The sequence below is a fragment of the Bradyrhizobium sp. USDA 3364 genome (assembly GCF_054056355.1).
Window position 1 is genome coordinate 6,378,314 of sequence record NZ_JBSRYG010000002.1, and the last position, 17,867, is coordinate 6,396,180.

Here is a 17,867-nt window from a genome sequence, read left to right on the forward strand (position 1 = left end):
TGGGGTAGTGCGGAGGAGCTTCCACGGCTACGAAGGTACGGGGGATCGCCCTGGGGATAGCTGTGGCAAATGTGTAAATGAACCAAGATCTCAAGAAAACCCTATGGGCGGCCGCTGACAAGCTGCGCTCCAGCATGGACGCCGCCGAGTACAAGCACATCGTACTCGGCCTCATCTTCCTCAAGTACATCAGCGACGCCTTCGACGAGCGCCGAGCCCAGCTTCAGGCTGCATTCGCGGAAGAGGGCAGTGACCTCTACCTGCCCGACGCGGCGGACCACGCTGACGCGTTGGAGGAGCGCGACTACTACACGATGGCCAACGTTTTCTGGGTGCCAGCTCAGGCGCGCTGGGAGGCGATTCGCGACCAAGCCAAACAGGCCGACATCGGCGTGCGCATCGACGCGGCACTCGAGGCGATTGAGGCTGACAACCCGCGGCTCAAAGGCATCCTCGACAAGCGCTTCGGCCGCACGCAGCTGGAGCCGGGCAGGCTTGGCGAGTTGGTGGACCTGATCTCCACCATCGGCTTCGGCGAGGGGCACCACGCCAAGGACCTGCTCGGTGAGGTCTATGAATACTTTCTTGGCCAATTCGCCAGCGCCGAGGGCAAGAAGGGCGGCCAGTTCTACACACCGGCGTCGGTGGTCAAGGTGCTGGTCGAGGTGCTCGCACCGCACCAGGGCCGCGTCTACGACCCCTGCTGCGGGTCGGGCGGCATGTTCGTGCAGAGCGAGAAGTTCATCGAGGCGCACGGCGGCAAGGCTGATGACATCAGCATCTACGGCCAGGAGGCGAACCCGACAACCTGGCGGCTGGTGGCGATGAACCTTGCTATCCGAGGCTTCGCGGCCGATCTGGGCAAGGAGCCGGCCGATACTTTCCACCGCAACCAGCATCCCGACCTGCGCGCCGACTACGTGATGGCCAATCCACCCTTCAACATCAGCGACTGGGGCGGCGAGCGGCTGGCGGATGACAGGCGTTGGGTCCACGGCGCGCCGCCGGCTGGCAATGCTAACTATGGCTGGCTGCAGCACATCCTGCACCACCTCAGCCCGCGCGGCCAAGCCGGCGTGGTGCTGGCCAACGGCAGCATGAGTTCCAACCAGAACAACGAAGGCGCCATCCGCAAGGCCATGGTCGATGCCGACGTGGTGGACGTGATGGTGGCGCTGCCGCCTCAACTCTTCTTCAACACGCAGATTCCGGCCTGCCTGTGGTTCTTGTCCAAGGACAAGAGCGGCGCCGCGGTGCCCGGCGGCAAGAAGGGGCGCGACCGGCGCGGCGAGGTGCTGTTCATCGATGCGCGCAAACTCGGTCGCTTGGCGACGCGTGTTAACCGGGTATTCGACGACGAGGACGTGGCGCGCATCTCAGCCACCGTGCATCGCTGGCGCGCCGATGGCGAGGACGGCGCTGACGAACCCTACGTCGACGTACCCGGCTTCTGCCGCGCCGTGACGTTGGCCGAGATTGCCGAGCATAGCCACGTGCTGACGCCAGGGCGCTATGTGGGCGCGGAGGCCGGCGAGGACGATGAGGAGGCGTTCAGCGAAAAGATGGAGCGGCTGGCTGTGCAACTCGCAGAACAGATGGCTAAGGGGGCGGAACTCGATGCGTTGATTCGAGAGAGGCTCGGGGGGATGGGATATGCCGTCTGAATGGGAGACGTTGACGCTCGTCCAGGCCGGTATTCGGCTCATCGACTGTGACCACAGAACGCCACCCGCAGTGGAAAGCGGCTATCCATACATCGCCATTCCACAACTAAAAGACGGGCACATCGACCTGTCCGGTGTGCGTCGCATTTCGCCAGAGCACTTTATCGACTGGACAAAGAAGCTCCTCCCCCAGGAACACGACGTTATCGTGGTCCGTCGATGTAACTCGGGCGTCAGCGCGGTTGTCCCACAATACCTTCAATGCGCTATTGGCCAAAACCTCGTCGTCCTTAGAGCAGACGGCAAGCGTATTCGCCCACGGTTTCTTCGGTGGCTGGTGCGCGGCGATGAGTGGTGGGAGCAAGTCCGCAAATACATAAACGTCGGCGCAGTCTTCGACAGCTTGAAGTGTCGCGACATTCCGAATTTTGAAGTTCTCGTTCCGCCGCTTGATGAACAGGACCAAATCTGCGACACGCTCGATGCGCTAGACCGCCGCATCGACCTCCTGCGCCAAACCAACGCCACCCTCGAATCCATCGCCCAGGCCCTGTTCAAGAGCTGGTTCATCGACTTCGACCCGGTGCGCGCCAAGGCTGAGGGCCGCGAGCCCGAGGGCATGACCGCCACCACGGCGGCGCTGTTCCCTAACGAATTCGAGGAATCGGCGTTGGGGTTGATTCCCAAGGGGTGGAGAGTTGGGAAGGTTGATGACCTCCTGGTCTTGCAGCGTGGATTTGACCTACCCGCCTTGCAACGAACTGAGGGGTCATTTCCAGTCCTCGCTGCTAGCGGGCCAAATGGCAGCCATCACGAGGCGATGGTCGAAGGGCCTGGCGTGACCACGGGACGTAGTGGTGTCATCGGCAATGTCTACTTCGTCCACGAGAACTTCTGGCCGCTCAATACGTCGCTTTGGGTTAAGCAGTTCAAAGTTGCTACGCCTGCATTTGCTTACCAGTTCTTGAAGACGCTGAACTTGAAGCGCCTTAACGCAGGTTCGGCAGTTCCGACACTCAACCGCAACCACGTGCATGCTCAGCCTGCAGTGATACCTCCGTCGGCAGTCGTATCGTCCTATACCCAGGTGGCATCCACTCTACTCATGCGTGTGCGAGCCAACGAACAACATGTCGGCGGGCTCTCTGAATTGCGCGACACCCTGCTCCCCCGCCTCATCTCCGGCAAGCTTCGCCTGCCTAAGGCCGAAGCCCGACTTGAAGAGGCGGCTGAATGAGCGGCATCAGCGAGGACGATGTCGAACGGGCGATGCTCGAGTGGCTGGCTGACTTGGGCTGGTCCACTGCACACGGTCCCGACATCTCCCCACCTGACGCCAAGACCCCGGGCACCGAACGCGCCACCTACCGCGAGGTGGTGCTGGCCCCGCGGCTGCAAGATGCCATCGCTCGTCTCAACCCTCACATCCCCGCTGGTGCCCGAGACGACGCGCTGCGTCGCGTCCTGAATCTAAACGTCCCCGGTCTGGTCAACGCCAACCGTCATCTCTACCGCTGGCTGGTCGACGGAGTGCCAGTCGAGTTTCAGAAGGATGGCGAGACGCGCGGCGACCGCGTGCGCCTCGTCGACTTCACTGATGTGGCCGCCAACGATTGGCTGGCCGTCAACCAGTTCAGCGTGCAGGGCCCGAAGCTGACGCGCCGACCCGACGTGGTGCTGTTCGTTAATGGGCTACCGTTGGTCGTCGTCGAGCTGAAGAACCCCGGTGACGAGGATGCCGACATCTGGGCGGCGTGGAATCAGCTCCAGGCCTACCAGCAAGACATCCCCGATCTATTCAACGCCAACGCGCTGCAGGTCATCAGCGACGGCATCCAGGCGCGCATGGGCTCGCTCACCAGCGACCGCGAGCGCTTCATCGCCTGGCGCACCATTGACGGCTTAGCCACCGACCCGCTGGGCGCGATGCGCGAGCTGGAGACGTTGGTGCTGGGCCTGTGCCAGCGCGAGTTGCTGCTGGAGTACCTGCGCCACTTCATCCTCTTCGAGGACGATGGGCTGCTGGTCAAGAAGGTTGCGGGCTATCATCAGTTTCACGCCGTGCGCGCCGTTGTGCAGAGCGTGCTCAGGGCCTCAGTCCCTGGCGGCTCGCGCAAGGGTGGGGTGGTATGGCACACGCAGGGCGCCGGGAAGAGCATCGAGATGACCTGTCTGGCCGGTGCCCTGATGGCGCACCCAGACATGGGCAATCCGACTCTGGTGGTGGTGACCGATCGCAACGATCTCGACAACCAGCTCTTCGGTGTCTTCGCCGGCGCAAGCGAGATGTTGCGCGAGAACCCGGTGCAGGCCGATACACGGCCCGAGCTGCGTCGGCTGCTGACCAATCGCCCCTCAGGCGGCATCATTTTCACCACGATCCAGAAGTTCACGCCGGGCGAGGACGAAGACACGTTCCCCGTGCTCTCCGACCGCAGCAACATCGTCGTCATCTGCGATGAGGCTCACCGCAGCCAATATGGCTTCGACGCGCGGCTGGCTGGCGGCCCCTCCTCGAGCGGTGCCTCGATGCGGATGGCGGTGAAGGGCAAGACCTCAACCACCGCACCGCCTGCTGGCACGGCCAGCGCGGTGCGATACGGCTATGCCCAATATCTGCGCGACGCGCTGCCTGGTGCAACCTTCGTTGCCTTCACCGGCACGCCCGTGTCGCTGGACGATCGCGACACGCGCGCCGTGTTCGGCGACTACGTCCACATCTATGACATCGAGCAGGCTGTGAAGGATGGGGCCACCGTTCCCATCTACTACGAAGGCCGCCTGGCCAAGCTGGATCTGAAAGCGGCCGACGTCAGCCAACTCGACAACGAGGTGGACGAGCTGACCGAAGACGAAGAGGGCGACGCGGCCAAGGTGGCAAAGCTGCGTCGCTGGGCAGCCTTGGAGCAATTGGTTGGCGCACCCCCGCGGATCCAAAAGGTGGCAGCTGATATCGTGGCTCACTTCGAGAGCCGGCTCTCGGCCATGGACGGCAAGGCAATGGTGGTAGCGATGAGCCGCGACGTCTGCGTGCACCTCTACAATGCCATCGTCGCGCTGAGGCCGGCCTGGCACAGCGATGACCCCATGCAAGGCGCCATCAAGGTAGTCATGACCGGCTCGGCCTCCGACAAGGCCCTGCTCAAGCCGCACATCTATCCCAAAGAGGTGCGCAAGCAGCTGGAGACGCGCTTCAAGAACCCGGCCGACCCGTTCAAGCTGGTCATCGTGCGCGACATGTGGCTCACCGGCTTCGACGCTCCCTGCCTGCATACGATGTACGCCGACAAGCCCATGCGCGGCCACAACCTGATGCAGGCCATCGCGCGGGTGAATCGCGTCTTCAAGGACAAGCCGGGCGGTCTGGTGGTGGACTACATTGGGATCGCCAACGAGTTGAAGGCGGCACTTGCCGACTACACCCAGGCCCATGGGCGCGGCAGGCCTACCATCGATGCGCACGAGGCCCTGACCGTGCTGCAGGAGCAGATGGATGTGCTGCACGACATGCTGCACGGCGTGGACTATGGCGACTTCCGCAGCAAGGCCTGGCAGCTTCTTCCGGCGGTTGCCAACCACGTGCTCGGCCTAGAGGACGGCAAGAAGCGCTTCGCCGATGCGGTGCTTGCTGCGAGCAAGGCATTCGCGCTCTGTTGCACGCTGGACGAAGCCTTGGACTACCGCGACGAACTGGCTTTTCTGCAGGCGGTAAAGGCGGCACTGACCAAGCATGGAGGCACGGACAAAAAGCTGACCGACGAACAGAAGGAACACGCGCTGCGGCAAATCATCAGTCGCGCGGTGGTCAGCGATGAGGTCGTGGACATCTTCTCTGCCGCCGGCCTGAAGCGCCCGGACATCGGTGTGCTGTCGGACGAGTTCCTGGAGGACGTCCGCCATATGAAGGAGCGCAACCTTGCCGTCGAGTTGCTGGAGCGGTTGCTGAAAGGTGAAATCAAGTCGCGCTTCAAGACCAACGTCGTGCAGAGCGCGAAGTTCTCCGAATTGCTGCAGCAGAGCCTGACGCGTTACCGCAACCGCGCCGTCGAAACAGCGCAGGTCATCGAAGAGCTGATCGAGATGGCCAAGAAGTTTCAAGCGGCCACCCAGCGCGGCGAGCAACTTGGTCTCAATGGCGACGAGATGGCTTTTTACGACGCGCTGACCACGAACGAGGCGGCCGTGCGCGAACTTGGTGACGCCACGCTGAAGAAGATTGCGGTAGAGCTGACGCTGAGCCTACGTAAGTCAGTCACGGTCGACTGGGCCAAGCGCGACACCGTGCGCGCGAAGCTGCGCGTGATGGTGAAGACCCTGCTGCGCCGCTACAAGTACCCACCGGACCGGCAGGAAGAGGCAACGGAGACGGTGCTGAAGCAGGCGGAGGCGCTGTCGGCGGCGTGGGTTGCGGCGTGATTCCAGCAACTGGGCTTGGTTTGGCCCGCCGCCCGCCGTGAAACAAGACTGGGGGACCTATGGCAGAGACGCGGGATGTTCAGGAGTCAGCAGAGGGACAACACTCGCAAGACGGCGACTTCGTCACCCGCGATAGGTCGATTCTCGGCCCACCAGGGCACCTCACTCCGACTCAGCTCGCGGCCCATCTCGCTTGTCCTCACCTCACGCAACTCGAGCGCCAGCGGCGTGAAGGGCTGCTGCAGATCGACTTCAGCCCTGACTCCCGGCTCGACGCGTTGCGCGAGCGTGGCCGCCAGCACGAAGCGGCCTACGTCGAGACGCTGCGGCGCGCGGGCCGCTCGATCTGCGACTTGCGTGATCAGCGTGACCCCGCCGCGACCCGCCGAGCGATGGAGGCCGGCTTCGACGCCATCGTGCAAGCTACGTTGGGCAACGACGTGTTCAGCGGCATCGCCGACGTGCTGCTGCGCGTCGATACCACGACTTCGTCGCTGCCCGGCTACGCCTACGAGCCCGGCGACACCAAGCTTTCGCTCGAGACCAAGCCCGGCACGATCCTGCAACTGTGCACCTATGCCGAATTGCTGCAGCCGATGCAGGGCGTGGCGCCTGATCACATCCACGTCATCACGCCGCTCGAGCAGGAAACCTATCGCACGGGGAAGTTCGCTGCGTACTACCGGCTCGTGCGTGCCCGCTTGCTAGCCGCAGTCACCGCGACGCCGCCACCGAGCACCTATCCGCATCCCGTGGCGCACTGCGACATCTGCATCTACTGGCGCCATTGCGACCGACAGAGGAGGGCGGACGATCACCCTTCGCTGATCGCCGCCATCAGCGGAGCTCACGTGCGCGAGTTTCAGCAGCAAGGACTTCCTACGGTTGCGGCCATCGGCCAACGCGAAGGCCGACTCCCCGACAAGCCTAAGCGAGGCGCTGAGGACACCTACCGGCGGCTGGGACAGCAGGCGCGACTGCAGGTGGCGAGCCGTGGTGCCGACATGCCGCAGATCGAGGCACTCGCGCTTGAACCCGGCCGCGGGCTTGCACGTCTGCCGGAGCCTTCGGCCGGCGACATCTTCCTCGACTTCGAGGGCGACCCATTCGTTGCCCCGCACGGGCTGGAGTACCTCACCGGCGTGAGCATCAAGAGCGAGAGCGGAGAGGTCGAGTTCAACCAACGCTGGGCGCTGGATGCTGGTGAGGAGAAGGCCGCCTTGGAGGCCTTCATCGACTTTGCGCTGGCTCGCGTGCAGCAGCACCCGGGTGCCCATGTCTACCACTTCGGCGCCTACGAGCCTGCTGCCCTCAAACGGCTGTCGGCACGTCATGCCACGCGCGGCCCTGAGCTAGACCAACTGCTGCGCGGTCGGCGCTTCGTGGACTTGCATGCCGTGGTGCGCGAGGCGTTTCGCATCGGCGTGGAGTGCTATGGTCTCAAGGAGCTAGAAGCTTTGCATGGGTTCCAGCGACGGCTCGACCTGCGCGACGCCGCCCTTGCGCGGCGCGACCTCGAACTGGCACTCGAACTGGGCGACGTCCATGCCATTGCTGAGGAGATCCGTGAGCGTGTCGCCGTGTACAACGGCGACGACTGCCTCTCAACTGAATCGCTGCGCGGCTGGCTCGAGCGCCAGCGCGACGAAATCGTCGCGCGCGGCCAAAGCATCGCCCGCCCGGTGCCCGGCGTGCTGGCGCCAAGTGAGGAGGTCAGCGCGCGCGATCAGCGCATCGAGGCGCTTCGGGAGGCGCTGCGGCAAGGCCTGCCTGCGGACCCCGAGACGTGGACGGCGGACGAAAGGGCTCGGGCACTGCTCGCTGCGATGCTCGGCTACTACCGGCAGGAGGAAAAGAACGCCTGGTGGGAGTTTTTCCGCCTCCGCGATTTGCCGGGCGACGAGCACCTCGACGAACGCCAGATGCTCGCCGGGCTCGAGTTCGTCGAACGGCTTCCCAAGCAGGGACGCGAGCGGAACGCGCGATGCCGATTTCGTTTTCCGACCCAAGAAACGGCTGTCGACGTCGGTGACAGCGCCGTGTGGCCGGTCTCCGCAGATCCGGGCCAGGAACCGGGCACGATTAAGGCCGCAGTGGAAGCGCTCGATCTCGATGACCGAACCGTCGTGTTGAGCATCAGCGAGAAGGCCATGCAATCCCTTCCCACCGCGGTCTTCAAAGATCCCGTGGTCGGCGCCAAGTCGCTCGAGGAAGCATTGCTCGCCTTCGCCGAACATGTCCGCGACAACGGGTTTGACCACGACAGTCCCTACGCCGCGCCGAGTGAGCTCCTGCGTGCGCTTCCGCCGCGCCGTGCCACCGGCGTCTGCGAAGCGCTGCGCCGTGCCGATGAGGACGCCGGCCAAGCCCTTGTGCGCCTGTGTACCGAACTTGACGGCGGCGTGCTGCCCGTACAAGGCCCGCCCGGAGCCGGCAAGACGACGCAAGGTGCCAAGGCCATCTTGGCGCTCGCCGCGGCAGGCAAGAAGATTGGCATCACAGCAGTCAGCCACAAGGTCATCGACAACCTGCTGGTCGCTGTGCGCAAGGCCGACAACGCGTCGAGCCGCCCCCAGCATCTGCACCTGGTGCACAAGGATGATGAGCATGATGGCGTGGACGGCATTGAATTCGCCAAGTCGCCAGGCGAGGCGCTCGACCGCATTGCCCCTGGCACCATCGTAGGTGGCACCGCGTGGCTCTGGGCCCATCCTGATGCCATCGGCCGCCTCGACGTGCTCGTCATCGACGAGGCTGGACAGATGGCTCTAGCACAGGCGCTGGCCGCCGCACGCGCGGCCCGCAACTTGGTGCTGCTCGGCGACCCGCAGCAGCTTGAACAGCCCACGCGTGGCGCGCACGAGGATGGCGCCAACGTTGCCGCGCTCGTGCACCTGCTGGGTCCGGCGCAGGCGACGCTGCGCGCTGAGCAAGGCCTGTTCCTCGACCGGACGTATCGGCTGCACCCCGAAGTTTGCACGTTCACATCCGAGGCGTACTATGAGGGTCGGTTGCAGTCGAATCCTGGCTTGGAGCGCCAGCGCATCGAGGGCGCCACGCCGTTCGTCGGTGCTGGGCTCTTCCTGGTGGAAGTGGACCACCAGGGCAACCAAGCCCGGGCCCTCGAAGAGGTTGATGCCGTCGTCGCTATTGCTCGTTCGTTGTTGCAGCCCGGCACCACGTGGACAAACGCCGACGGAGAGACCCGCCCGTTGGAGCCGAAGGACATCCTCGTCGTCGCGCCCTACAACTCCCAGGTTAGCGCGCTAAGGCGTGCTCTGGCCGACGTCGACGTGGTCCGCGTCGGCACCGTCGACAAGTTCCAGGGTCAGGAAGCGCCCGTGGTGATCTATTCGTGCACCAGTTCCTCACCCGAAGACGCGCCGCGCGGCATGGCGTTCCTATATGACCCGCACAGATTCAATGTGGCCACCAGCCGGGCGTGCAGCACAGTGATTGTCGTTGCGAGCCCACGACTCTTCGAACCTGATTGCCGCACGCCGGAACAGATGGGGTGGGCGAGTGGGTTCTGCCGATTTGAGGAGATGGCAGTGAAGGTTACTTATGCAATTCATGAGCGATAAAGCGGAGCCTGGTCCTTAATGCAGGAATTTGCTGAAGCCGAGTTGCTTTCCTTGCTAAAGAGCGGGGTGAAACGATCCATCGATCTGATTGCTCATATCACCGACTATCATGGGGGGCCAGTCACTACCGAGTACATGCTGACGTCTGATATTGCGAGAGAGCTGATCGAGCAAAATTATCAGGTCGAGGTTGAATACCTGAACCGCCATTTTGCGAATGGTATGACCGTCCGAAGGTCGGGGCAGCCAGTCAAAAGGTTCGGCTCGAAGCGTACCGACGTCGCTGTGCTGTTCAGCCATTTCGTGCCGCTTGCGATGATAGAGGTCAAAATTGGCGTAAAGACCGTGCGAGGGATTGCTGCAGACCTCTTCAAAATCACTGATACGATTGACGCGCTTAAGCCAGAGTACGCAAGCCGTGTGTGGGGAGCAGCCGTGTTCCAGGTGCATATCGCAGGCTCTAAGGGCCGTTACGAAGAAGCGCACTTCAAAACGGCAATTGCTGAAACGATGAAAGTCATTGATGAAGGGCTTGCAGATCACGGCAAGGCCCACCCCAATTACAGTTTCCGTCTTCATAGCCTGCAGGCGGAAAACGAAGGCTACACCCCTCAGGAGCTTGAACCGGATGGCAATGGCGGCTTCGTTTACGGACAGCATGGACACGCCACTCGCTACTATGCAGTCTCTATCAAAAGCAAAATCGCCAAGCCGAGGCTGCCGCAGACGATAGAAGAGCTGAAGGCATACTCTCAAACCTGAAGAATTAGATCCGGGCAGAAGCAACTCCGAGTTTCATTTCGTCCGACTTGCCGGTGCATTTAGCCACAGAGAAAGGGTTCTAAGCTGGGCCGTTCTGTGTGTGATCCGATCTTGGAACAATGAGATGATGAACACCTTGCTGGCACTCTCCGACGATGATTTGGAAAGAGAGCTGAACAAGCCCAATGAGCTCCGTCTCTATCCGTCGCGTGGGGTCCGCGATGCTCATGGCATCGAGATTCTTTGGGCTCCGTTTGACTTCGTAAACCGGGACGCCCGGATCGTTATCGTTGGAGTAACACCGGGACCCAACCAAGCGCGGCGCAGCTACAAAGCAGTGCGGATTGCCGTCGCCAAAGGAGAAAATCCGCAGACAGACCTTGAAAGAATAAAGGTCGAGGCATCGTTCCGCGGCGACGTAATCGAACCGAATTTGAAGTCGATATTGGAACATGGTGGCTTGGCCGAACGCGCTGGCATCGAGGACATCGACGATCTTTGGACCAAAGAGGCGTCTAAGGTGCACTTCACGTCAACCATCCGATATCCAACCTTCATCAAGGGCGAGCTGTTCAACAACCAAATCGACTCTCTCGAACACCCGGAACTTAGGAAGTACGTGGAAACCTCTCTCGCCGAGGAGCTTGCCAGCGTACCAGCCGATGCCGACATCGTGGCGCTCGGTCAAAAAGGCCCAAGGATTGTCCGCCACGCAGCCAAAGCTGCGGGCATCGACCAAGCACGGGTTGTGGCACTTCCTCACCCGTCAGGCAGCGCGACTGGGGCGGTGCGCGATTTCTTGTCCAAGAACAGGACGAAAAGCATCCGGCCCTGCCGCTGTATGCTTTGCGATCGCACCCGTATCCCCAAAGGATGGGATTTATCTAACCGCTTTCAGACGCACGATCTGACTCACGGAAAGGGTCGCGGGTGACTGCGGTCTCGCAATTGCAGAGGCGCCGCGTCGACCACCGGCCAAGGTTGATCATCCGGTCCTGGCAATCAAACGATTCATGCGCCGCTGGTTGTGTCGTGACACGACGATTGCGTAACCCGTTACGCACCCGGAGGCCGCATGCCCACCGTCACCAAGTCCAGCCCTGAGCGCCAGGCCCGCTATCGCGAGCGCCTGGACGAAACGGGGCGCACGAGTCTGCAGATCACCACCACGAAGGAGGCCGCCACCAAGCTGCGCACGCTTGCTGCTGAGCGCGACGAGTCGCCCGGCCGCACGCTGGAGCACGTGCTCGATGTCGCCGCACCGGCCCCCCTGAGTGCGCGCAAGCATGCCCGCCTGGAACGCCTCGTCGACGAGGCGCTCGCCGTGGTCCAGGCCGGGGAGCGTCACATCGGTAGCGGTGACGCTCGCCAGCGTCGCCGCAGTGCTCGCCGGCTGGGGACTGCGTCATGACCATCAAGATTCCAGTCGAGGCCCAGTTCGACAAGGGCGACGTCACCCAGGCGCTCCAGCAGTTCACGCAGGAGTTCAACCGCCTGGGCGCCACGATCGCGCAGGCCAACCGGGTCAAGTTCACCCCGATCAGCAAGTCCACTCTGGAGGACATGAAGAAGCTTGAGGCGACCTATCGGTCCCTGCTGAAAGTTTCGGGTGATCTGCGCTCGCGCGTCAACGCGACCGGCCAGCAGGGGGCGGGCTTCTTCCAGCTCGATTGGTCGAAGTTGTACCCCGGTGAGCTGCAGCGCGGCTACCGCATGCAACAGGCCTTCGAGCACGTCGGCGGCGCGCGCTTTGGCGCAATGCCATCTGGCGGCGGTAGCAGTGGCGCCGGTGCCCATCCCGGCGGCGGTGCGTCTGGTACGGGCGGTGCCCTCGGCGGCGTCGCGCGCCAGGCAGTCGGTGCCGGCCTCAATGCGCTGGGCCCGGCCGGCCGGGTCGCCAACAACGCGCTGTCGGCCGGCATGGGCGGAGGCATCGGTGCGGGCCTTGCTGGCCTTGGCGGCGGTCTGGCTGCGCTGGCGATCTCGAAGGTGGTTGGCGCAGTCGTCGACCAAGTCGGCAAGGTTGAGGACGAGAACATCCGGCACGATCGGATCAAGCGGCTGCTCGGTGATGCGGGTGTCGGCTTCGGCGCGCTGAAGGCGGCGATCCGTGGAGCGTCTGGGCGGATGGGTACCACCTTCGAAGAAGGCCAGGGCCTCGTGAGCGAGTACATCCGCAATGCCGGCATCTCGAACAAGAACTGGCGCGGCGTCGGCGACGAAGTCACGACCGCGGGCGGCTTCGGCCGCAGCTTCGGCGTGGACCCCGTCCCAGGCAGTCGGCGCGTTCGGCACGCTGCGCATGATGGGCGCCACCAACAACGATCAGCAGGCGCGGCGCCTGGCGATGCTGATCGGCGAGGGGATCGCGAAGTCCGACGCGTTCACCAAGGCCGACGAGGTGCTCGAGGCGATCGCCGGCCACACCGCATCGCAGACGCGCGCGGGCATGAACACCGCTAACGTCGAAGCCTACACGTCGATGCTGACCGGCATGGTGGGCACTAAGCTGCCTGGCATGGACGTGGCGAGCTCGGCCGCGCTGCTCGCGCGCATGAACGCCTCGATCTCCGGCGGCGGGTCCGCCGGCGAGGCCGGCCAGAATTTCCTGTACTCGGCGCTCGGCGGGCGCGGCATGGATCCCATGGATGTCACTGTGCTGCGCGAGCAAGGCCTGTTCGGCACCGGCCGCCGCACGTTCGGCGCCGGCTCGGCCTATTCGCGCTACGCCAGCAAATACGGCCTCGGCACGCCCGATGCAGCCAATGACGACAGCACCAACTTCGAGCGCATCCAGCGGCAGTTCGAGAAGGCCTACGGCGGCGGCCCGCAGGCCCGCAAGCTCATGGCGAACGCCATGGCGAACCTCTATGGCATCAACAACAGCCAGGCCATGGCGATCGCCACCGTGAACCCGGCGCAGCTGGGCGGCATGGGCCGCCGGCTCGACCGCCTGGGAATCGATGTGAAGGACGTGAACGCCACAGGTATCTCGCGCATGGCGCAGATCGAGGGCGACTCGTCGCTGAGTGAGTCCGACAAGGACAAGCGCATGCGCCAGGCGGCCACGGAAGGCCAGGAGCAGACGCAGGGATCAATTGCGCGGGACAGCAAGGCCGCTCTCGAAAACATCAAGAGCACGCTGGCCGACCGGCTGGTGCCCGCGATGGAGGGTGCGCGGGCCGGCATCATGTACCTCGCCGGCGGCAAGGGCGCGATGAGCAGCCGGCAGATCCAGGAAGCCATGATGACCGCCGACTCCGATGACCGGAAGCGCGGCATCAAGGCCGACTTCGAGCAGCAGATCAAAGACGAGGCAAGCAGGCCCTCCGCTATCCGTGCGCAGCGCGATGCGGCGCTCGCGGAATTGAAGCGCGACTATGCCGATCCGGAGAAGCGCGCGGCGGGTCAAGCGAAGGTGCAGGCCCTGTCCGACCAGCTGGCGCGCCAAGAAGAGGCCTCTCGCAAACGCGTACTGCAACTCCAGGACGAGCGGGAGAAGGCGATCGGCGAAGAGACTGCGGCCCTGCAGAAGAACATCAAGGCCATGAACGAGCAGGAAGCTGCGCGTCGCAAGGGTACCGAGGAGGTAAAGAGCCTCGGCCAGGTTGCTTCCGGCGCCGGTTCGAAGCCAACAGCCCAGCAGCTGGAGCAGATGGTCGGCGGCGGCTCACCTGCGGGGGCTGTCAATGCGCGCGCTCAAGAGGCCATGCAGTTCTTCATGTCCAAAGGCTACTCACGCGAACAGGCGGCGGGCCTCGTCGCAAATCTCGCACGCGAGAGCAGCACCTTCGACCCGCGCGCGGTCGGCGACAGCGGCAAAGCCCGCGGCATCGCGCAGTGGCATCCGGATCGCCAAGCCGACTTCAAAGCTTGGTCTGGTAAGGACATCGGCGTCGCCTCTTTCCAGGAACAGCTGGGCTTCGTCGATTACGAGCTGACAAAGGGGAAGAAAGGGAAAGTTGGTGCGCTCCTGAAGCAAACGACGTCTGCGCGGGAGGCTGCGGCCCTCGTCAGCAGGCGTTACGAGATTCCCGCGAACGCCGACCGCGAAGCGGCGTTGCGTGGCGCCATGGCCGAGAACTACTACCGCACGCCGCTTCCCGACACGGGCGCTGAAGGTCGCCCTGGTGAGCAGCGCGTCGTCGTCGAGATGGCCCCTGGTGAGTTCGTGCTGAAAGATCAGCGCGGCCAGCAGCTCGCACAAACGCAGGTGCAGGCCGCAGGGCGCGTAGCGAAGCCGCAGCCTGCGGGAATGTGATGAGCGCGGCGCACGATTAAACGGCTCAAACCGTCGGTCGTGACAACAGACTGGCGGCCATGAGCACTCCACTGGATCACCACCACGCCGCCTTCGCGCCACTGCGCGAGGCCATCACCCGCAACGACGGCGCGCGCCAAGCCCTGTCCATGGGCATGAAGCTCCAAGCCGAGGCCAACGAGGCTGCCGAGCGCAACGCCATGGCTGCAAACGCTGGCCTGGACACGACCCAGACGCTGGCTGAGCTCAAGGTCGCGCTCCAAGCGCTGATCGATTTCGACGGCGGCTATCTGGCGACCATTTTTTTCTACCTGACCGGACCCAGCGAGGACATCCACCGTGACGCAAGCCGTACTCATTGAACTTCAGGCCCGCGAGCAGGCCGCTTCCGACCGTCTCGCCGACGCGCTCGCCGCTGGCGAGGACACCACTGCCGCGCGCCAAGCTCTCGACGAGGTTCGCCGCCAGCGCCAGGCGCATCAGGATGCCGTCGCTGCTGTGGAGCGCGATCGCCAGTCTGCTGAGACTGCCGAAGCGGATCAGGCCGCCAATGTGGCCGCCGAGCAGGCCACGAGCGCGGTGGCCGCCGCCGTGGCGCGTGTGCAGCTGCCCGCCGGTGTCGAGGCGCCTGAACCATCGCAACATCCGCTTGTTGCCGAAGCGGCCGCCGATTGCGCGCGCCTGCGCCTCGAGATCGAACGCGGCGCACCGCAGCGTCAGAAGGTCCGCAACGAGGTCGACGCGCTGGTGAAGCGTGCCGACTCGAAGCGCCATGAGGCCGCAGCCATCCGCAGTCGTCGCCTTGCCGGCCATGAGCAGCCCGACGACGCCGCCACGCTGACCCTCCTGACGGCCGACGCCGATGACCTCGACAGCTTGGCAGCAGCGGCGCGCCAACGCGTGCATGCGCTTGAGCAGCCCGTTTCCGCGCTGCGCCAACGCCTGGCAGCCGCCGAGCAGAAGCTCAAGGCCGCGCAGGTCGAAGCCGCGCTGCACGCCATTGCCGACCGCGCTCGCCTGCTGGAGCAACACCTTGTGGATGCTGTGCGCGAACTGCGCCGCGGCGTCTTCACGGTGGGGAACAAGAACCTTCCGTCGTACTACGTCGCCGGTGAAGACCTGCGCAAGGTGACCCTGGGGACGCTGGCGTGAAGTCTGCCAACCATACCGCCCGCGGCAAGTTCGCGCCTGGCAACCGGGCCAACCCGGCTGGCCGGCCTTCTACCGAGCGCCGCATGCATTTGGTGGTCGAGCGCATGCTGAGGGACGCCGGCGCCACGCCGGAGGAGATCCAGAGCTTGGTGCGCGCAGCAGGCGATCCCCTGCAAGCGGCCGCGGCGATCGCGGTGATGGCTGCGGCGGTGAGCCTGCGGCATGAACAGAACACTCCGTCCTCGGTACCCACCCACGCCGAGGCTTCGCCGGCCCAGTGATCTGTGCCGGTTTTTTTCTTCGAAGGAGCCAACATGGCCGACAAGACTTTTAGCCAACTGCTCGCCGAGCTGAAGGCGCTGGACGAGCCCAAGCCGCCGCTGCTGGTGAAGTCCGGCGCCGGCGCCAAGAAACCGAAGCAGATCGCCGGGCCGGCGCTTGGACTGCTGCTCAAGGGCGCCATCGACGACGCCGTTCGCAGCGGCCGGCTGAGCGGCACGGCAGCCGTGGCCGGACTGAAGGCACTCGGGCTTGACGATGACGGCAAGACGCCGGTCGCGGGCGATGCGATGTCGGCGACGCTGGCAGGCATGAGCCCCGACCAGCAGCGCGCGGCCGTCGACCACATGGTGCGGCTCGGCAAGATCAGCGGAGCGGATGCGGTCGCCTGCCTGCGCAAGCTGGGCTTGGAGCAGTGACCATGGCGCGAACTACCTACGGGGAACGTCTTGCCAAGGCCATGGTGCTCGATGCTGCCCACGGGACGGAGCACCGGGGCGACGCAGTCGTGTGCGAGATGCTCGACGTCATCGGCCGGCGCGCGCGTGGCGAGATGCCGCCTGCGCGGCCCGACAGCGCCTCGCAGGCCGCGCGATCGGCGCCTCGCCAAGGGCGCAGCAGCGTGAAGTCCCCAAAAGCGCCCACAACGCTTCTGGTGAAGTCGCAGTCGGCCGAACAGCGCCAAGCGTCAGACGACGCCAAGCTGCGAGCAGTTGCCGGGGCGGCGCACGTGGCGAAGAAGCCCGACGACGCAAAGGTGCGCCAGGCAGCGCTTGCGAGCCTGAGCCCCGAGCAGCTTGCAACTGCCGTGGATGCGGCGGTGGTCGCCGGCAAGATCAGTGGCACCGAGGCTGTGGCGCTGCTGGAACGCATCCGCGCGAAGGGCTGAGGGCAGCGTCTACGCCGCATAGGGCAGCGCGCGGCCTGGTTCGAAAGCCTGGATTCGCTCACCAGGTTCGCTGATTTTCATCCTTCGATTCGCCCCATTCTCTGCATATTTGAAGAGCGAAAGGGAGCGGGGATGATGTCGATGACCAGCAGAAAAACGGCGCGCGCCCTCCGACAAGTTGCAGTGTGTTCGCTTGCCGCGAGTAACTTCGCCATCGCCCTGGGCTTCGCTTACATGTTCATGTTTGCCCGCACCTTGGATTCGTCATCCAAGGTCGTCATCGCGAAAATGCACGTGAGCGACTACCTGCTAAGCCTTCTGGAGTGGTTACCTGCACTGTTGCTAAATGGCCTGATCGCTGGCGCCGTCGTGTTCTGGATCGTCCGGCGGAATCCGTCTGTCCGACGTTGGTCCATCGTTGCGGGCTCGTGTGTCAGCGCGGCACTACTCTCTCTCGTCGTGCTGGGGCACCGTTTTGTGCCGTGGACCTGGCTCGATTATTCGACGGCAGCTGTCGGACTGGTGGCTTCAGGTTATTTGCTTTTCTCATGTAGCACGAAAGAACCTCAGGCCATTGGCATGCTCGTATCGGCAGGACTTGGGCTGCTCTGCATTGCCGGCGAGACGGGCGCTGAGAACGCTAGATGGACGTCGCTAACGGCGGCCATCACCGAACTGGATTCAACTGCCGTTCCCGCTTGCCGAGAGCGCGATCTGCATCGCGGCCAGGCGGTCATCATTGCTGATGCACAGCGCGGAAAACAGCGATACCGTTTCGCTCCCAGTGAGAACGATCTCCCGTACTGCAATCCAAAATCCTAAGTGCTGGCTTGATTGATAGGCCCAGGCCCAAGCGGCTG

Annotated in this window: 15 protein-coding genes; all 15 read left to right on the top strand. The window is 64.0% G+C overall.

The window, feature by feature from the left end:
* Positions 1–77: 77 nt before the first annotated feature.
* The 15 genes from ACVILL_RS29725 (at position 78) to ACVILL_RS29795 (ending at position 17,829) form a co-directional block, all read left to right on the top strand.
* Positions 78–1,664 carry an N-6 DNA methylase gene (locus ACVILL_RS29725; RefSeq protein ID WP_456732309.1) on the top strand — a complete coding sequence of 529 codons (1,587 nt, stop codon included), beginning with the start codon at positions 78–80 and terminating at the stop codon, positions 1,662–1,664.
* Entirely contained in the window at positions 1,654–2,901 is a 1,248-nt protein-coding gene (locus tag ACVILL_RS29730) for a restriction endonuclease subunit S (protein ID WP_456732310.1), read from the top strand. The genes ACVILL_RS29725 and ACVILL_RS29730 overlap by 11 nt, the downstream gene beginning before the upstream one ends.
* The gene (locus ACVILL_RS29735) at positions 2,898–6,080 is read left to right on the top strand and encodes a type I restriction endonuclease subunit R (protein ID WP_456732311.1); all 3,183 of its coding nucleotides are present in this window, start codon (positions 2,898–2,900) and stop codon (positions 6,078–6,080) included. Before ACVILL_RS29730 ends, ACVILL_RS29735 begins: the two co-directional genes overlap by 4 nt.
* Positions 6,081–6,139: 59 nt before the next feature.
* Positions 6,140–9,664, top strand: a complete 3,525-nt coding sequence (locus ACVILL_RS29740; RefSeq protein ID WP_456732312.1) for a TM0106 family RecB-like putative nuclease — start codon at positions 6,140–6,142, stop codon at positions 9,662–9,664.
* Positions 9,665–9,682: 18 nt separating this feature from the next.
* Positions 9,683–10,426, top strand: a complete 744-nt coding sequence (locus ACVILL_RS29745; RefSeq protein ID WP_456732313.1) for a hypothetical protein — start codon at positions 9,683–9,685, stop codon at positions 10,424–10,426.
* A 124-nt stretch (positions 10,427–10,550) separates the two neighbouring features.
* Positions 10,551–11,360 carry a hypothetical protein gene (locus tag ACVILL_RS29750; RefSeq protein ID WP_456732314.1) on the top strand — a complete coding sequence of 270 codons (810 nt, stop codon included), beginning with the start codon at positions 10,551–10,553 and terminating at the stop codon, positions 11,358–11,360.
* Positions 11,361–11,501: 141 nt separating this feature from the next.
* Positions 11,502–11,837 (top strand): hypothetical protein, encoded by a 336-nt coding sequence (locus ACVILL_RS29755; RefSeq protein ID WP_456732315.1) that lies wholly within the window; start codon positions 11,502–11,504, stop codon positions 11,835–11,837.
* Positions 11,834–12,889, top strand: a complete 1,056-nt coding sequence (locus tag ACVILL_RS29760) for a hypothetical protein (protein ID WP_456732316.1) — start codon at positions 11,834–11,836, stop codon at positions 12,887–12,889. Before ACVILL_RS29755 ends, ACVILL_RS29760 begins: the two co-directional genes overlap by 4 nt.
* A gap of 1,192 nt (positions 12,890–14,081) precedes the next feature.
* Complete coding sequence (locus tag ACVILL_RS29765; protein ID WP_456734396.1) at positions 14,082–14,687, top strand: phage tail tip lysozyme; 606 nt, start codon at positions 14,082–14,084, stop codon at positions 14,685–14,687.
* A 59-nt stretch (positions 14,688–14,746) separates the two neighbouring features.
* The gene (locus tag ACVILL_RS29770) at positions 14,747–15,049 is read left to right on the top strand and encodes a hypothetical protein (RefSeq protein ID WP_456732317.1); all 303 of its coding nucleotides are present in this window, start codon (positions 14,747–14,749) and stop codon (positions 15,047–15,049) included.
* On the top strand, positions 15,027–15,839 hold the full coding sequence (locus ACVILL_RS29775; protein WP_456732318.1) for a hypothetical protein: 813 nt from the start codon (positions 15,027–15,029) through the stop codon (positions 15,837–15,839). The genes ACVILL_RS29770 and ACVILL_RS29775 overlap by 23 nt, the downstream gene beginning before the upstream one ends.
* Complete coding sequence (locus ACVILL_RS29780) at positions 15,836–16,120, top strand: hypothetical protein (RefSeq protein WP_456732319.1); 285 nt, start codon at positions 15,836–15,838, stop codon at positions 16,118–16,120. Before ACVILL_RS29775 ends, ACVILL_RS29780 begins: the two co-directional genes overlap by 4 nt.
* Before the next feature lie 33 nt (positions 16,121–16,153).
* Positions 16,154–16,537: a hypothetical protein gene (locus ACVILL_RS29785; protein WP_456732320.1), complete on the top strand. Its 384-nt coding sequence runs from the start codon at positions 16,154–16,156 to the stop codon at positions 16,535–16,537.
* 2 nt (positions 16,538–16,539) lie between these two features.
* Positions 16,540–17,007 carry a hypothetical protein gene (locus tag ACVILL_RS29790; protein ID WP_456732321.1) on the top strand — a complete coding sequence of 156 codons (468 nt, stop codon included), beginning with the start codon at positions 16,540–16,542 and terminating at the stop codon, positions 17,005–17,007.
* A 132-nt stretch (positions 17,008–17,139) separates the two neighbouring features.
* Positions 17,140–17,829 carry a hypothetical protein gene (locus ACVILL_RS29795; RefSeq protein WP_456732322.1) on the top strand — a complete coding sequence of 230 codons (690 nt, stop codon included), beginning with the start codon at positions 17,140–17,142 and terminating at the stop codon, positions 17,827–17,829.
* Positions 17,830–17,867 lie beyond the last annotated feature (38 nt).

Excerpts from the sequence above, each read along its gene's own strand:
- ACVILL_RS29725 (WP_456732309.1), top strand. The coding sequence starts at position 78 with ATGAACCAAGATCTCAAGAAAACCCTATGGGCGGCCGCTGACAAGCTG.
- ACVILL_RS29730 (WP_456732310.1), top strand. The coding sequence starts at position 1,654 with ATGCCGTCTGAATGGGAGACGTTGACGCTCGTCCAGGCCGGTATTCGG.
- ACVILL_RS29735 (WP_456732311.1), top strand. The coding sequence starts at position 2,898 with ATGAGCGGCATCAGCGAGGACGATGTCGAACGGGCGATGCTCGAGTGG.
- ACVILL_RS29740 (WP_456732312.1), top strand. The coding sequence starts at position 6,140 with ATGGCAGAGACGCGGGATGTTCAGGAGTCAGCAGAGGGACAACACTCG.
- ACVILL_RS29745 (WP_456732313.1), top strand. The coding sequence starts at position 9,683 with ATGCAGGAATTTGCTGAAGCCGAGTTGCTTTCCTTGCTAAAGAGCGGG.
- ACVILL_RS29750 (WP_456732314.1), top strand. The coding sequence starts at position 10,551 with ATGATGAACACCTTGCTGGCACTCTCCGACGATGATTTGGAAAGAGAG.
- ACVILL_RS29755 (WP_456732315.1), top strand. The coding sequence starts at position 11,502 with ATGCCCACCGTCACCAAGTCCAGCCCTGAGCGCCAGGCCCGCTATCGC.
- ACVILL_RS29760 (WP_456732316.1), top strand. The coding sequence starts at position 11,834 with ATGACCATCAAGATTCCAGTCGAGGCCCAGTTCGACAAGGGCGACGTC.
- ACVILL_RS29765 (WP_456734396.1), top strand. The coding sequence starts at position 14,082 with ATGGTCGGCGGCGGCTCACCTGCGGGGGCTGTCAATGCGCGCGCTCAA.
- ACVILL_RS29770 (WP_456732317.1), top strand. The coding sequence starts at position 14,747 with ATGAGCACTCCACTGGATCACCACCACGCCGCCTTCGCGCCACTGCGC.
- ACVILL_RS29785 (WP_456732320.1), top strand. The coding sequence starts at position 16,154 with ATGGCCGACAAGACTTTTAGCCAACTGCTCGCCGAGCTGAAGGCGCTG.
- ACVILL_RS29790 (WP_456732321.1), top strand. The coding sequence starts at position 16,540 with ATGGCGCGAACTACCTACGGGGAACGTCTTGCCAAGGCCATGGTGCTC.
- ACVILL_RS29795 (WP_456732322.1), top strand. The coding sequence starts at position 17,140 with ATGATGTCGATGACCAGCAGAAAAACGGCGCGCGCCCTCCGACAAGTT.